At 32.8% G+C, this 15,446-nt stretch carries 13 protein-coding genes; 4 read left to right on the forward strand and 9 right to left on the reverse strand.

All coding sequences use genetic code 11. From position 1 onward, the window contains the following. The first annotated feature begins 149 nt into the window (after positions 1-149). Both OD803_RS06730 and OD803_RS06735 read left to right on the forward strand, forming a co-directional pair. Positions 150-569 (forward strand): thiol-disulfide oxidoreductase DCC family protein, encoded by a 420-nt coding sequence (locus OD803_RS06730; RefSeq protein WP_262732861.1) that lies wholly within the window; start codon positions 150-152, stop codon positions 567-569. A gap of 375 nt (positions 570-944) precedes the next feature. Beyond that, positions 945-2,969: a DUF4139 domain-containing protein gene (locus OD803_RS06735; RefSeq protein WP_262732862.1), complete on the forward strand. Its 2,025-nt coding sequence runs from the start codon at positions 945-947 to the stop codon at positions 2,967-2,969. Positions 2,970-3,110: 141 nt separating this feature from the next. Here OD803_RS06735 and OD803_RS06740 read toward each other — a convergent pair whose 3' ends face one another. From OD803_RS06740 to aroC, 7 genes are read right to left on the reverse strand one after another with little or no spacing between them, the layout of a single operon-like run. After that, positions 3,111-4,271 carry a flavohemoglobin expression-modulating QEGLA motif protein gene (locus OD803_RS06740; protein WP_131506641.1) on the reverse strand — a complete coding sequence of 387 codons (1,161 nt, stop codon included), beginning with the start codon at positions 4,269-4,271 and terminating at the stop codon, positions 3,111-3,113. After that, entirely contained in the window at positions 4,271-5,101 is an 831-nt protein-coding gene (locus OD803_RS06745; protein WP_262732863.1) for an N-formylglutamate amidohydrolase, read from the reverse strand. Before OD803_RS06745 ends, OD803_RS06740 begins: the two co-directional genes overlap by 1 nt. 1 nt (position 5,102) lies before the next feature. Next, entirely contained in the window at positions 5,103-5,933 is an 831-nt protein-coding gene (locus tag OD803_RS06750) for a sulfurtransferase (RefSeq protein ID WP_262732864.1), read from the reverse strand. 3 nt (positions 5,934-5,936) lie between these two features. Beyond that, positions 5,937-6,974, reverse strand: a complete 1,038-nt coding sequence (gene gshB / locus OD803_RS06755; RefSeq protein WP_129760030.1) for a glutathione synthase — start codon at positions 6,972-6,974, stop codon at positions 5,937-5,939. 43 nt (positions 6,975-7,017) lie between these two features. After that, entirely contained in the window at positions 7,018-8,343 is a 1,326-nt protein-coding gene (locus OD803_RS06760; RefSeq protein ID WP_262732865.1) for a dicarboxylate/amino acid:cation symporter, read from the reverse strand. A 27-nt stretch (positions 8,344-8,370) separates the two neighbouring features. Beyond that, positions 8,371-8,631: a hypothetical protein gene (locus OD803_RS06765; protein ID WP_262732866.1), complete on the reverse strand. Its 261-nt coding sequence runs from the start codon at positions 8,629-8,631 to the stop codon at positions 8,371-8,373. A 9-nt stretch (positions 8,632-8,640) separates the two neighbouring features. After that, complete coding sequence (gene aroC, locus OD803_RS06770; protein WP_262732867.1) at positions 8,641-9,717, reverse strand: chorismate synthase; 1,077 nt, start codon at positions 9,715-9,717, stop codon at positions 8,641-8,643. A 187-nt stretch (positions 9,718-9,904) separates the two neighbouring features. On the opposite strand from aroC, the gene OD803_RS06775 reads away from it, so the two are divergent. Further along, entirely contained in the window at positions 9,905-10,747 is an 843-nt protein-coding gene (locus OD803_RS06775) for a UDP-2,3-diacylglucosamine diphosphatase (protein ID WP_129760027.1), read from the forward strand. Positions 10,748-10,750: 3 nt separating this feature from the next. On the opposite strand, the gene OD803_RS06780 is transcribed toward OD803_RS06775, so the two are convergent. Beyond that, positions 10,751-13,648: an FAD-binding and (Fe-S)-binding domain-containing protein gene (locus tag OD803_RS06780; RefSeq protein ID WP_262732868.1), complete on the reverse strand. Its 2,898-nt coding sequence runs from the start codon at positions 13,646-13,648 to the stop codon at positions 10,751-10,753. A gap of 125 nt (positions 13,649-13,773) precedes the next feature. On the opposite strand from OD803_RS06780, the gene OD803_RS06785 reads away from it, so the two are divergent. Then, positions 13,774-14,250, forward strand: a complete 477-nt coding sequence (locus tag OD803_RS06785; RefSeq protein WP_134198907.1) for a hypothetical protein — start codon at positions 13,774-13,776, stop codon at positions 14,248-14,250. A gap of 57 nt (positions 14,251-14,307) precedes the next feature. Here OD803_RS06785 and bshA read toward each other — a convergent pair whose 3' ends face one another. Beyond that, positions 14,308-15,444: an N-acetyl-alpha-D-glucosaminyl L-malate synthase BshA gene (bshA, locus tag OD803_RS06790; RefSeq protein ID WP_262732869.1), complete on the reverse strand. Its 1,137-nt coding sequence runs from the start codon at positions 15,442-15,444 to the stop codon at positions 14,308-14,310. Positions 15,445-15,446: the final 2 nt, after the last annotated feature.

Consider the following 15,446-nt stretch of genomic DNA (forward strand, 5'->3'; position numbering starts at 1 on the left):
TTGGTATGTATCGAGAATAAGGATTTTACGTTTAAAGAAGTTCTCGATACAATTTTTTTAAAAAAATCACTCAAACTGACTTTTGGAACATAGAGTGTTTTAACTCAATTTTTTAAATTCGCTACTGTAAGATATTGTACTTTTGTATTGTGAAATACAACTTACCAGAACATAAACAATTAATTCTTTTTGATGGTGTTTGCAACCTTTGCAATAGTTCCGTTCAATATGTTATTAAACATGATAAACACAATTCGTTTATGTTTACTGCATTGCAAAACAATACAGGACAAGAAATCATAAAGGATTTTAATATAGATACGTCTAAGATAGATTCTATTTTATTGTTTTCCCACGAAAAAGGACTGTATTACAAATCTACTGCTGCTTTAAAAATAGCATCTCAATTGGGTTTTCCTAGAAACTTGATGGCTGTGTTTTTAATCGTTCCTGCGTTTATTCGTAATTGGGTTTACGATTTTATTGCTAAAAACCGTTACAAATGGTATGGCAAACAAGAGGCTTGTATGATACCTACTCCGGAGTTACAATCTAAATTTTTAAAATAAAAAAAAGCCCACTTAATCAAGTGGGCTTTTTCTAACAATTAACAACTAATTAAAAACTAATTTAACTCTAAAAATTACTTTAATAATTAAAGGGAATCAATTATAAAAGTTTGATTTATAGCACATTATTTTAATATTGTAAATGTATACGTTACGTGTTAGGGAGCATAAAAATATCGATATAAAGCCTAAAAAATTTGTTCAAAAAGGCATAATTGTAAATAATGTCTATGAACTGCATAAGTTTAATTATCTGTTTGTTAACTAACTCAAAATAGGATTATACTCAAAGAAAGAAGTCTTAAACTCAATAGAGGTTTTAATTTTCGTGGTGTGGTAATAGTTTTACTAAACAAAACTAAATCATCTACAATCATGAAAAACATTCTACTATTATTCTTTATAGTTTCAACTCTTGGCTATGCTAACAAGAAAAATACGTCTTCCACTATTAAAGAAGTCACAGTGTACTTAAATGGAGCACAAATAACACGAACAACTACTGTTAGTCTTCCTGTTGGTACAACCGAATTTGTTTTGGATAATCTCTCACCTAATATTCAAGAGAGTAGCATTCAAGTCTCTGGACTAAAACAAGCCTCTGTACTTTCTATTAATTATGGCATCAATTATTTAACCAAAAAAAATTATACCAAGACGATAGATTCATTACAAACCCAAAAAGATGTATTGTATGATAAAATTCAAATAGAAGACCAATTGATTTCTGGGTATAACGAAGAACTTTTTATAATTCAAAATAACCGAAAATTAAGTAGTGATACTGAAACAGTAAGTTTGGAAAAAGTTAAGGCTTTTGCTAATTACTACCGAACTCGTATTACAGAGATTAATGCGCTTGTTTATAAATCTGAAAAACAAAAAAAAGAATACAATGCGTCAATTTTATTAATTCAAAAGCAATTACAAGAGCTTAATGTAGATGATAAAGTGCAAACAGGTGAAATTAGTTTAAAGCTTAACTCAGCAGTAACAGAAAAACTGAATTTGATAATCAAATACAATGTAACAAACGCAGGATGGTTTCCTATTTACGACTTAAAAGCTGAGAAGATTGATGCGCCAATTAACCTGCAATATAATGCTCATGTATATCAAACAACTGGTATTGATTGGGATGATGTAAAACTTACACTTTCTACTAGCGACCCAACAACAAACAATTTAAAACCAGATGTAAACACTAAATTTTTAAATTTTATAAGTCCTTATAGTAATTATCAAAATCAACGTGCCACAAAAAATTATAATTACAAGTACAACCCAATGGTAAAGACTATTTCAGGTACCATAACTTCTTCTTCAGATGGTTTACCACTTCCAGGAGTTAGTGTTATTGAACAAGGTACTACAAATGGTACCCAAACTGATTTTGACGGAAACTACACGTTGAGAGTTACAGGAGAAAGCAATACTATTGAGTACTCATATGTTGGTATGCAAAGCGAAGTCTTACCAATACATTCAAGCACGATTAATGTTTCAATGCAAGAAGACCATGAACAGCTTCAGGAAGTTGTTATTACTGGTTATGCAAGTACAAGGATAAGAGGTAATAATTCGGTTAAAAAAGATAAAGATCCTCTATATATTGTTGATGGAGTTCCAATGGACGCAAAAGACTTTAATCAGCTAGACCAAAACAGTATTTCTAATATTAATATTTTAAAAGATGCAAGTGCTACAAGTATTTACGGTTCTAGAGCTGCAAATGGTGTTGTACTAGTTACCACAAAAAGAACGACTAGTAATGGTGATTTTATTGATGAAGGTATTACAAATACACGATTTGAAATTCAAAAAAATTATAGCATTACTTCAAATGGAGATATAACAGTTATTGAGATTGACACGTATTCAATTGATGCAACATATTCTTATTTTACTGCTCCTGTGATAAACGAAAACGTATTTTTAACTGCAAAAATTGGCAATTGGGAACAGTATAATCTTTTACCTGCTGAAGCCAATGTGTATTTTGAAGGTAGCTATTCAGGAACAACCAACATTAACCCTTACGCTACAACTGACAGTCTTACAGTATCTTTGGGAGTTGATCCTAATGTTGCAATAAAACGTTCTCAAAATAAAGACTTTAAAAAGAACGCTTTTATAGGCAGTAACAAGATTATCACTAAAAATTATGATATTGAATTAAAGAATAACAAAACTACTTCAATTGATATTGTTGTACTTGATAGAATTCCAATAAGTCAAAACAAAGACATTAAAGTAGATGATATTGAAACAGGCACTTCAAATTATGATAAGGACAAAGGAATTATGGAATGGAAGCTTAAACTGTCTTCAAACGAATCTAAAAAACTGAATTTTGGATATACATTGAAATATCCTAAATATAAACGCATTAATATGTGACAAAAAAATAAGCCTCAAAACGAAGCGACATCAGTTTGAGCCTAACTTCAGCAAGTTGGGAACTGCTCAAATTCTTTTGTAAGGCATGTCTAACCTTACACAAGTGTTAGGAAAACTAATAGATGTTTTTGTTTTGAGGCTTTACTTCAAACTTTTTAAAATAAAATCTAGATTTTTATTAGCGACATCATCGTTAAGATAAGCATCAGTAAAGTGTTTTGAGGTATTAGCTAAACCTAATTCTTGAAGTTTTTTTATGGTATCAATATATTCTAAAGACACTTTTCCTGTTAATAATACATCCAAATCCTTACCAGCTTTAGCGTATTTATATACTTTTTCTAAACCTGTTAAATATAAATGGTCTTTGGTAAAACCTCCTCCTCTATGCACTCGCAAGGTTATTGAAAAGGCTTTGTTTTTGTTGAGTTTATATTGACTATAAAGTAAATCGAACGTATCAGCAAACGAATAGCCTTTTATTAAGCTATCTACAGCAATAATTCTATATGCTAGTTCCTTTAGTCGTGTCAAGGTTAAACATCCTGATTTGTATTCAGAAAATACTGCTAAACCTTCTTGGGTTTCAACATTGTTTGGCAATCCGTTAGAAAACACTTTTAAAGGTTGGTTTAACCCATTAAAAGTGGTTACCATATGTACTCCAATTTCGTGGTTTGCCAATACTTTTAATTGATTTTTGCTGAACTTATGGTTTTTACGTAACACTAACGTTTGTGTATTGTTAATCACCATTGCAGCTGCTGAAATGTTAGTTGACAGCTTTAAGTTGTATTTAAAATCATAACGCTTTGCAAAGTCTTCAAAATACGCTTTTGCTTCATTAGCATCGTACATAGGAAGCATGTCTTCTTCAAAGTCGGTATCATCAAAACGCAGAATAAATTTAGCGTTGTCAATATCCTTTTCAGTTGGTGTTCCAAAACTTTTTAAGCTGTTGAAATAGAATTTTCTACCTTGGTTAATGGTTTCAATACATTCAATCAAACCAGAATATTCATAAATTATATCTTCGTATAACTGACGAATATCATCATCTTCAATACGCTCTAAACGCTGTGAGTAAAATAAACGATGTAGCTTGTAACCGTTAAACTTTAATTTTGGGTACTTAAAGTTAGGTTCATACTTGTATTTAGAAGCAAAAAACTGTTTTTTTTCACTTTCAATATTCAACGGATTAATATAATTGAGCAACTCTATTTTTTTAACCAAGCGGTTTAGGTTTGCATCAATATCAAAAAGGCTTTGGTATTCTTCAATTAAGGTATCGTCAAGCATCATTTAGAATAAGTATTATAAAACTCAGCAGCATGTTTTGGTAATCTGGTTTTTAGCTCTTGTGCTACTGCCGAAACAACTTCAGGATAAATAATTTGGTCATACTCATCACAATACACCTTAGCTATTTCGGTTGCCAAAACTAAGGTATTTTTAAAGTTATTGGTAATATATTTTAAGAAATATCCATTGCCTTGAAACGTATCGTTGATTTTAGATGTAGATGGGATATTCTTAGGAAATTTAATTTCTGAAAGACTTTGTCTCCAAGCTTCAATAGATGGTCCAAAACGATTATTATCCACATTACTTGTACCCAAATTCCAAGTAGGCACTTCTCTATCCCAACGTTGCCAGTTGTAACTATGCATGTCGTACACAACACAAACACCAAATTTTTCTTCGAGCTTATTGATAAGCGCATGTACTACTTTGTAAAAAGCAGCATGCTTATTCAAACTTTTAGTTTTTTGGGCTTCTGGAAGTGGTGTTTTCCAAAGTTGTTTTCCCCAAGCAGTTTCAAAAACAGCGTCTTCTGGAGTTCTATTCAAATCATATTCAAATCTAGAATCGCAACCAGCAATAACAATTGGATGTGAAGCTATCATGTTTTTAGTTTCAGGATCTTCTTCATACCATCGATCGTATTCGGTATGCAAACAATTGTCCCAAAGTTCTTTTCTAAACTGATGTCCATCGTGTACAGCTCCACATACGTAGTGCACATATTCATCAATTTTTATTGTGAAAGAATAATCTTCGGCTACAGCATGAAAACACTTTTCATGATTGATATTTTCAATGATTTTTTCTACAGATAAACGTTCCATATTATTCGTCTTCGGTTAAACTTCCCCATTCAGTCCAAGAACCATCATAAATTGATAGGTTTTTATATCCTGATAATTCTGCTCCAAGAGCCAAAACACAAGCTGTAATACCAGAACCACAAGTAAAAGTAGTTTGTTTGTGTTCGCTTAAAACAGCCTTGAAAATAGCCTGTAATTGTTCAATATCTTTAAAACAACCATTTTCGAGTAAAGACGTATATGGTATATTGAAAGAACTAGGAATATTGCCACTTCTTAAACCAGCTCTAGGTTCAGGTTCTTCACCACTAAATCTAGCTTGTGAACGTGCATCAACGATAATATGATTGTCTTCACCAACCTCGTTAACTACATCGTCAAAAAACTTTATAAATCCTGTATTGTAACTTGCTGTAAAATTTCCAGGTTTGCCTGAATAATCGGCTTTTGTTTCTAGTGGATAATTATGTTTAATCCATTCTGGTAGTCCACCATCTAAAACCGCAACATTACAAAAACCAAAAGCTTTAAACATCCACCAAACACGAGCGCTTGAGTAAATACCTTTGTCGTCATACACTACAATACAACTATCATTATGTATTCCTAATGCTTGTGCTTGCGTAGTAAATTGCTCTACAGAAGGAAATGTATTAGGAAACGACGCATTAGTGTCGCTAAATTTTTGTTTGATATCAAAAAAACGTGCAGAGACAATTTGTGTTGAAGCATTACTATCAGAATTTGCTTCAGTAACTTTTCCAATAGTAGCATCCAAAACAATAAGATTTTCATCCGCTAAATGTTGGTTTAGCCAATGAACAGATACTAAAGGCTTTGGAACATGTAGCATATACTAAGCGTCTTCTACAGTTTTTCTTAATCGCGAACGACGGTTAAATGCTTCCAAGTTATCAAGCACTTTGCTCTCAAGGAAGTCAATAACCTTTTCTTCAACTTTGGTTTTGTTTTTATATACTTTATTAATGTAAGTTATGCCTCCAGGAGACATCACATTTACTTCAACTAGTTTTCCACCAATAACATCAATACCTACAAAATACAAACCGTCTTTAACCAGTTTTGGTCCAATTTGTTTACACAAAGCTTTTTCAGCTTTAGTAAGTGTATGTTTTTGAACGCTTCCACCAGCAGACACATTAGAGCGATGATCGTCGGTTCCAGGAACGCGTTTCATGGCTCCAACAGGTTCTCCATTGAGCATTAAAATTCTAACATCTCCTTGATCTGCACCTTCTATATAATCTTGAAGAATAACATAGTTTGAAGTTCCATCTGAATTTGAAATATAGAAATCTAACAATGAATTGATATTGCTCATCGCTGATCTTTCAATAAGAATAACACCAGAACCACCAAATCCATTTAGTGGTTTTAATATCATTTTATCGGCTTTTGATTCCTTAATCTGTTTAATTAAATACCTTTTGTTTTTTGATACGTGTGTATTTGGAATAATGTTGCTATGTGCATCACCAAAAGCAGCAGTATATAACTTGTTATTTGCTTCGCGCATACCTTCTAAAGAGTTAATGATAAACACATCATCTTTAACTGAATCCAAGAAATTAAGCATTATAGGATCCAAAGGCGGATTCGCTCTAAAAAAGATAGCATCAAAACCAGCGAGAGGCAACATTTCCTCTCGTAATTCGGCTTTTTTATAAAATGCTTTTAATGATGAGGGCACTTTATCCATTCTACCTACAACTGTACAAAAAGCATTAGTAACACTATTTCTAATAGTTAAATTTGCAGGCGAACACAAGGCAACACCATGACCACGTTTTGCACATTCTTTTATTAAAGCTAAGCTTGTATCGTTTTCTGGATCAATATTTTCCCATGGATACATTAAAAAGCAAACATTCATAGTTTTGATTTTGGTAAGTTAGACTATTTTAAAAGTAGCTATTTTATTTAACATGTTCGTAATGGTCGTCCCAATTTTTAGGCTTAGGCTTGTGCAATTTACCTAATGACTTAGCAACCATCATTGAAACAGTAGCGTCTCCTGTTACGTTTACAACTGTTCTACACATATCTAAAGGCCTATCAACAGCAAAAATAAGCGCTAAACCAATAGGTAATAATTCAGCAGGGAAACCGACAGATTCCAATACAATTACTAACATTACCATACCTGCACTTGGTACAGCTGCACTACCTACAGATGCAAGTATTGCAGTAGCGATGATTACTAATTGATTGGTTATAGTTAATCCTTCAGGCCATACAACTTGCATGATGAAAACTGCAGCAATACCTTGATATAAACTAGTTCCATCCATGTTTACAGTTGCACCAACAGGCAATACAAAACCTGACACCTCTTTATCTACTCCAATATGCTCTTCAACACGTTCCATAGTAACTGGAAGCGTTGCAGCACTACTACTTGTTGAAAAAGCTAAAAGTTGTGCTGGTGACATCTTGTTTAAAAACCAGATAGGTGATTTTTTAGTGTAAAGTTTTACTAATATCAAATAGAAGACAATCATGATAAATAACCCAACAATTACACATAATGCATAGTTGAGAAGTTTAAGCAAAATTTCGGTATCATCAAACGCAACAATTACATTTGCCATTAAAGCTAAAACAGCATAAGGAGCAAAAAGCATGATTAAATCTACCATTTTCATGACTACTTCGTTGAGTGAGTCAAAAAACCGAACCAAAGGTTTAGCTTTCTTTTCAGGTATAAGTAGTAAACAAATACCTACAAACAACGCAAAGAAAATTACCTGAAGCATTTTAGCTTCACCTAAAGCTGTAAAAATATTACTCGGAAATATATCTACAAGCGCTTGTAAAGGACCAGCATCTTGTTGTGCTGAAGCTTTTGTTAGTTTATCAGTGACACCTGCGTCATTTTCGTATTTGAGTTTAATTTTTTCGAGTGTATCGGCAGACATTCCTGCTCCTGGTTTTACCACATTTACAATAGATAAACCAATAACAATGGCTACTACAGTTGTACACAGATAAATAGCAATTGTGCGTAATCCCATAGATTTAATCTTAGAGATATCTTTTAAATCTGATACACCTTTAATTAATGAGGCAAGTATTAACGGAACAGCTATAAGTTTTAATAAGTTGATAAAAATAGTTCCAAAAGGCGCAATCCAATCGGTTACAAAATCTTTTCCTCCTGAAATGGAATTCATAATAAATCCGAGAATGACACCTAAAATCATTCCTATTATAATCTTCCAGTGTAATGCTATTTTTTTCATCTTATTCTTCTTTTTTATCAGTAAAATTTACCAATTCACAATTACAACAATAATTGAAAACAGTAAAATATAAAAAGCCAAACCACAAGCCCTTGCCTCAGCTGATTGTTTTATCTTTTTTTCAAACCCAAACTTTTGAAACCTTTCTTCCTCAACTTTGTTAAAAGTATTAGTATCTAACGCACTTTTCTTCGATTGAAATGGGAAAAAGAAAAATGTGAGCCATTCTTCTCTTGTTAAAGGAGTTGTTTTCCTGTTTTCTTTATAATTTTCTTCTGGGTCTTTCAACTTTAATTTCTAATCAAAATCATTATGAGACTCCTGTTTTCGCAGGAGTGTATAATCTGCTAATACCAATGCAGCCATGGCTTCAACAATTGGAATTGCTCTAGGAACTACACAAGGATCATGTCTTCCTTTTCCGTGCATTTCTACCATTTCACCTTCACTATTTATGGTGTCTTGATTTTGCATTATAGTGGCAACTGGCTTAAAAGCAACTCTAAAATAGATGTCCATTCCATTGCTAATTCCACCTTGAATACCTCCAGATAAGTTACTTTTTGTGCTTCCATCAGCATTAAATAAATCATTATGCTCACTACCTTTCATTTTTGTACCACAAAATCCACTTCCGTATTCAAATCCTTTTACAGCGTTTATGGATAACATGGCTTTACCTAATTCAGCATGAAGCTTATCAAACACAGGTTCTCCCAAGCCAACAGGAACATTTTGAAGCACACAAGTTACAGTGCCACCAATGGTGTCACCTTCTTTTCTAATGGCTTTTATTTTAGTAATCATTTGTTCTGCAACAGCATCGTCAGGACAACGCACTGTATTGCTTTCGGTTTTACTAAAATCTAAGTCCTGATAAGGTTTTTCTAAATAAATATCACCAACTGAAGATGTGTAAGCATTTATTTTTATGTCTTTTAAAATTTGCTTTGCAATAGCTCCTGCTACTACTCTACTTGCAGTTTCTCTAGCAGAACTACGACCTCCACCACGATAATCTCTTGTGCCATATTTTTGGTCGTATGTATAATCGGCATGACTTGGTCTGTAAGTATCTTTTATATGCGAATAGTCTTTTGATTTTTGATTGGTGTTGTGAATTGTAAAACCAATAGGAGTTCCTGTAGTTTTACCTTCAAAAATACCTGATAAGAACTCTACAGTATCAGGTTCTTTACGTTGGGTAACAATGTCTGATTGTCCTGGTTTTCTTCGGTTTAATTCATTTTGAATTGCATCAAAATCTAAAGTTAAACCTGCTGGACAACCATCAATAATACCGCCTATTGCTACTCCATGAGACTCACCAAATGTGGTAAGTTTAAATAATTTTCCGAAGGAATTTCCTGCCATATACATTTATTTTACGCTAATGTAAATGTAATATTACAGAAACAAAAATTGAATTTCATAAAGACTGTCTTTGGCTTAGGTAATTTAATAACATTCTCTTAACCATAAACTCACGGTTAATTAATTGGCTCTTAAACATTAAGTAATATAGAATTATGTTATTTGCATTTAAAACCTAGTATTTGCCTTGAAGATTAAACGAAAAGTAGAAGTAGCTGTAATTTCTGATGTACATCTAGGAACTTATGGCTGTCACGCAAAACAATTACTTACCTACCTTAACAGCATTCAGCCTAAAAAGTTAGTGCTAAATGGCGATATTATCGATATATGGCAGTTTAGCAAACGTTATTTTCCTAAGTCGCATTTAAGAGTGATTAAGAAAATAATTGACATGGCGTCAGATGGTGTAGAAGTTATTTACATTACAGGGAACCATGATGAAATGCTACGTAAATTTAGCGATACAAAAATTGGAAAAATTTCTATAGTAGATAAAATTGTTTTGGAGCTTGACGGAAAAAAAGCTTGGATTTTCCATGGTGACGTATTTGATGTGTCTATTCAAAACGCAAAATGGTTGGCGAAATTAGGTGGTTATGGTTACGATTTATTAATTCTTCTCAACCGCTTTACCAACTGGTGTTTAGAACGAATGGGTAAAGAAAAATACTCACTATCCAAAAAGATTAAAAACAGCGTTAAACGCGCTGTAAAATACATTAATGATTTTGAAGAAGTAGCTTCAGATTTAGCTATTGAAAACGGTTATGACTATGTTATTTGTGGTCATATCCATCAACCTAAAATGATTATTAAAGAAAACAAACACGGTAAAACTACCTATTTGAATTCTGGTGATTGGGTTGAAAATTTCACCGCTTTAGAGTACCAATTTAAACGTTGGAAAATATACAATTATAGTAAAGACAAACTCTCTCCATTCTTTGCTGATGAAGATATTAAAGACATGGAAGTAAAAGACTTAATTGCTGCTATAACCATTGTTGACCAACACAGTAAAAAGTAGTTTTTATTTTAATAAAGCTTCTTTTAGTATAGTAATTGGATGCAAAGCTTCTCGAGAAGTTCCGTCTTTTATTTGATGTCTACAACTTGTTCCATTAGCTGAAATAATCACATCTTTAGAGGCTTTTTTTACAGCAGGAAACAAGGTTTGATTACCAACTTGCATACTCACTTTGTAATGCTCTTTTTCATAACCAAAACTTCCAGCCATTCCACAACAACCACTAGGAATAATAGTGACTTTATAGTTTTTAGGAAGATTTAAAACTGTAAAACTAGAAAGTTGATTTGCCAGTGCCTTTTGATGACAATGTCCATGAAACTTTATGGTTTTTGCTTCTAAAGTAAATTGCTCTGGTTTTATGTTACCCAATTCAATTTCTTGTTGGATAAACTCTTCTATTAAAAAGGTGTGTTTTGCAATTGCTTCAGCAGATGTTTTATCGTCCGCTAATTTTATATATTCATCTTTAAAAGTTAATATAGCTGAAGGTTCAATACCTACTAAAGGAGTGCTTTCAGTAATTAATGAGTTAAAATGACTTATATTTCTATTAGTCAGTATTTTAGATTCTTCTAAAAACCCTTTTGAAATATAGCTTCGTCCACTTTCTAAAGTGTCAATTATAACCACTTTATAATTCAAAGTTTCTAAAAGAATTTTAGCATCAAGAGCGATATGAGATTCTAAGTAATTAATAAATTCATCTACGAAGAGATAAACCGTTTTTATAGGTTTAACAATAGTATTTGTTTGATATTGTTGTAGCTTAGAAAACGGCTTGGTGACTTTTGGCAAACTTCTATCTGCATGAACACCAATGCTCTTTTTAATTATACTTGATGTGAATTTCTGCTGAAATAATGCATTGGATAACTTTGGAAATTGAGCAGCTAGTTTATTGTACTTAGTGGATTGTGCAAAAAAACGGTCTTTAGATTTAAATCCGTTTGCCTTTTGATATTGATACTGAAACTCAGCCTTTAGAGTAGCAACATCCACACTGCTTGGGCATTCACTAGCACAGGCTTTACAGCTCAAGCACAAATCGAACACTTCTTTCAATTCATGATGATTAAACTTATTTACTTTATCCGATTGCGTTAAAAACTCACGCAATGCATTAGCTCTAGCTCTTGTTGTGTCTTTTTCGTTTTTAGTAGCACGATAACTTGGACACATGGTTCCTCCAAATTCAGGTAATTTTCTACAATCACCAGAACCATTGCACTTTTCAGCTTCACGTAAAATACCTTCTGATGCTGAAAAATCCATTAGTGTTTCAACCATTGGTTCTTTTCTGTCAGGAACATAACGCAGAGATTCGTCCATTGGATACGCATCTACAATTTTTCCAGGATTGAAGATGTTATTTGGGTCAAAAGCAGATTTGATACGTTTTAATAATTGGTAATTTTCCTTTCCAATCATCATCGGGATAAATTCAGCTCTTACAATACCATCTCCATGCTCTCCACTCATAGAGCCTTTATATTTCTTCACTAATTTTGCTACATCAGTGGTTATTTTTCTAAATAAAATAACATCTTCAGACTTTTTAAGATTTAAAACTGGTCTTAAATGCAATTCTCCTGCTCCAGCATGCGCATAATAAATAGCTTTTTGCTTATAGCCATTCATTATTTGTGTAAACTCACTAATGTAATTTGCTAAATCGGGAAGCGCAACAGCAGTATCTTCAATACATGCTGCAGACTTTTTATCACCAATCATATTACCCAACAAGCCTAAACCTGCTTTTCTAAGTTCGTTGGCTTTATCAATAGCGTCATCCATTAGGATAACATTAGCATAACTTAAGCCTGTTAATTCTATAGTTTTTATTAGAGCTTCTACTTGTTTTTTAGCTTCATCAATGGTATTTGCTCTAATTTCGCACATTAATATAGCCTCAGGATCACCTTTAATAAACTGCCTGTTAGCTTGTTGAACTTTGTTATGCTTTGTTAAATCCAATATGGTTTTATCTAGCATTTCACAAGTATACAAGTTGTGATTCATAGTAGCTGCAACAGCATCAAGACAACTGTTTATAGTACTAAAATGTGCAGCTACCATTATACTTTTGGTTGGTGGTAGCTCGTCAAGTTTTAAAGTGATTTGCGTTGTGAATGCCAAAGTACCTTCGCTACCCGAAAGTAATTTACACATATTAAAAGGGTATTCGCCTTCAAAAAGTTCGGTATTTATAAGTTCGTCAATAGCATAACCAGTATTGCGACGATGAATTTCTGGTTTTGGAAAATTAGCTTTTATATTGGCTCTAACAGTTTCAGGTTCTAATTCAGAGAACATACTTTTGTAAATATGACCTTCTAAAGTATTTAATGCCATTTTAGTGTTAAACTCATTTTTGGATAGATTTCCAAAAACCACTTCGCTTCCATCACTTAACACTGTATGTAATTCTACAACTTTATCTCTTGTAACTCCATATTGAATAGAGGTTGTCCCTGATGAATTATTGCCAACCATTCCTCCTATCATACAACGATTGGATGTTGATGTGTTAGGTCCAAAAAAGAGTCCGTAGGGTTTTAGATAGTTGTTAAGCGCATCTCTAACCACTCCTGGTTGAACAGTAACTGTTTTGTTCTCTTTATCAAGAGAGATAATTTTTGTGAAATGCTTGGATACATCAACAACAATACCTTTACCAACACATTGTCCTGCTAATGAAGTTCCTGCGGTTCTAGGTATTAATGAGGTGTCATTTGCATTGGCATAAGCAATAAGTGTTTTAATGTCTTGTACTGTTTTTGGGTATGCAACAGCAGAAGGTTTCATACGATAAACAGAAGCATCAGTAGCATAAATAGACGTTGTTAAATCGTCAAAAAACAACTCACCATCTAGTTGGTCTTTTAGGCTCTTTAGCATATTCTTAACATCTTAATATTTATTTTTATCGTATATATACTATGCATGCTCTTTTTGCTTATATTTATTATTCAACTAAAATAAACATTAAGTAGCTGCGTTAAAACTTTAAAACTTTAAAATTTATGAAAAAATTATTTTTATTAGCCATTGCATTTATTGGCTTTACTACATTATCGAATGCGCAAGATATTTCTCCAAACGCTATAGGTCTTAGACTAGGTGATAGTGACGGATTTGGAGCAGAAGTTTCTTACCAAAGAGGATTAGGTGATAATAACCGATTAGAGTTTGATTTAGGTTGGCGAAGTGGAAATGGATATGACGGTTTTAAACTTGCTGGTTTATACCAATGGGTTTGGAACATAGATGGTGGATTTAACTGGTATGCTGGTGCTGGTGGTGGAGTTGGTTCATACAGCTTCGATAACAATGATTTTGATGATGAAACATTCATCTTTGCTGCTGGTGATATAGGTATTGAATATAATTTTGATATTCCTTTACTATTGTCACTTGACTTTAGACCAGAGTTAGGCTTTGGAGACTATAGAGACGATGTTGATTTTGATATAGCCTTAGGTATTAGATATCAATTCTAATAATTAAGAAACTACTTTTATAAAAAAACCACCTTGCAAAAGGTGGTTTTTCTTTTTTTACAGTACCATACATTTTTGCAAGGTATCTTTATATATTGCTTCGTATTGCGGAACTATTTTATGAATATCAAACTTAGCTGCTTCTTCCCTAGCGTTTTGCTTAAATGTTGCTAAGCGTTCTTCATCACTTAAAATATGAACTGCATTTTTACTCATACTTTCCACATCATTTACATTACTTAAAAACCCTGTAACTCCTTCAATATTTACCTCTGGAATTCCACCTGTATTACTAGAAATAACAGGAACTCCAGACACCATAGCTTCAAGAGCCGCTAATCCAAAACTTTCAGTTATTGAAGGCAACAAGAACAAATCACTAAAACACAAAATTCTATCAACTTCATTACTATTACCAAAGAAAATAACCTTATCGCTTATTCCTAACTGTTCGCATAATTGTTCAGCAGGTTTACGCTCAGGACCTTCTCCTACCATCATTAGTTTAGCAGGAATTTCCTTTTGAATATTATAAAACACCTTTACAACATCAGTAATTTGTTTTACAGGTCTAAAGTTACTAATGTGGGTAATTATTTTTTCGTCTTCATTAGCCATCATACCTCGTTGACAATCGGTAAACGTATGCTTGTATTTACCAACATCAATAAAGTTTGGAATAACTTCTATATCATTTTTTATATCAAATAATCTTAAAGTGTCCTCTTTTAAACTTTCAGAAACTGACGTTACAGCATCAGATTTGTTGATACTAAATGTTACTGCAGGCTTATAAAATGGATGGTTACCAACAAGCGTAATATCTGTTCCGTGAAGCGTTGTTACAATAGGAACATAAATACCTTCTTCTTGCAACATCTTTTTAGCCATATATGCTGCATAAGCATGAGGAATCGCATAATGCACGTGTAGTATTTCAATACCATGAAGTTTTACCATATCTACCAACTTGCTAGATAATGCTAACTCATAAGGTTGATAATGAAACAAAGGATATTCAGGTACATTTACTTCATGAAAGTGTACTTTTGTACTTAATAATTCTAATCGTACAGGTTGACTGTAAGTGATAAAATGTATTTCGTGACCACGTTTAGAAAGTTCTAAACCAAGTTCGGTAGCAACAACTCCACTTCCTCCAAATGTAGGATAACAAACAATTCCTATTTTCATTT

It is taken from the genome of Gaetbulibacter sp. NE, from assembly GCF_025548475.1.
Taxonomy (GTDB): domain Bacteria; phylum Bacteroidota; class Bacteroidia; order Flavobacteriales; family Flavobacteriaceae; genus Gaetbulibacter_B; species Gaetbulibacter_B jejuensis.

Excerpts from the sequence above, each read along its gene's own strand:
- OD803_RS06735 (WP_262732862.1), top strand. The coding sequence starts at position 945 with ATGAAAAACATTCTACTATTATTCTTTATAGTTTCAACTCTTGGCTAT.
- OD803_RS06740 (WP_131506641.1), bottom strand. The coding sequence starts at position 4,271 with ATGCTTGACGATACCTTAATTGAAGAATACCAAAGCCTTTTTGATATT.
- OD803_RS06745 (WP_262732863.1), bottom strand. The coding sequence starts at position 5,101 with ATGGAACGTTTATCTGTAGAAAAAATCATTGAAAATATCAATCATGAA.
- OD803_RS06750 (WP_262732864.1), bottom strand. The coding sequence starts at position 5,933 with ATGCTACATGTTCCAAAGCCTTTAGTATCTGTTCATTGGCTAAACCAA.
- gshB (WP_129760030.1), bottom strand. The coding sequence starts at position 6,974 with ATGAATGTTTGCTTTTTAATGTATCCATGGGAAAATATTGATCCAGAA.
- OD803_RS06760 (WP_262732865.1), bottom strand. The coding sequence starts at position 8,343 with ATGAAAAAAATAGCATTACACTGGAAGATTATAATAGGAATGATTTTA.
- aroC (WP_262732867.1), bottom strand. The coding sequence starts at position 9,717 with ATGGCAGGAAATTCCTTCGGAAAATTATTTAAACTTACCACATTTGGT.
- OD803_RS06780 (WP_262732868.1), bottom strand. The coding sequence starts at position 13,648 with ATGCTAAAGAGCCTAAAAGACCAACTAGATGGTGAGTTGTTTTTTGAC.
- OD803_RS06785 (WP_134198907.1), top strand. The coding sequence starts at position 13,774 with ATGAAAAAATTATTTTTATTAGCCATTGCATTTATTGGCTTTACTACA.
- bshA (WP_262732869.1), bottom strand. The coding sequence starts at position 15,444 with ATGAAAATAGGAATTGTTTGTTATCCTACATTTGGAGGAAGTGGAGTT.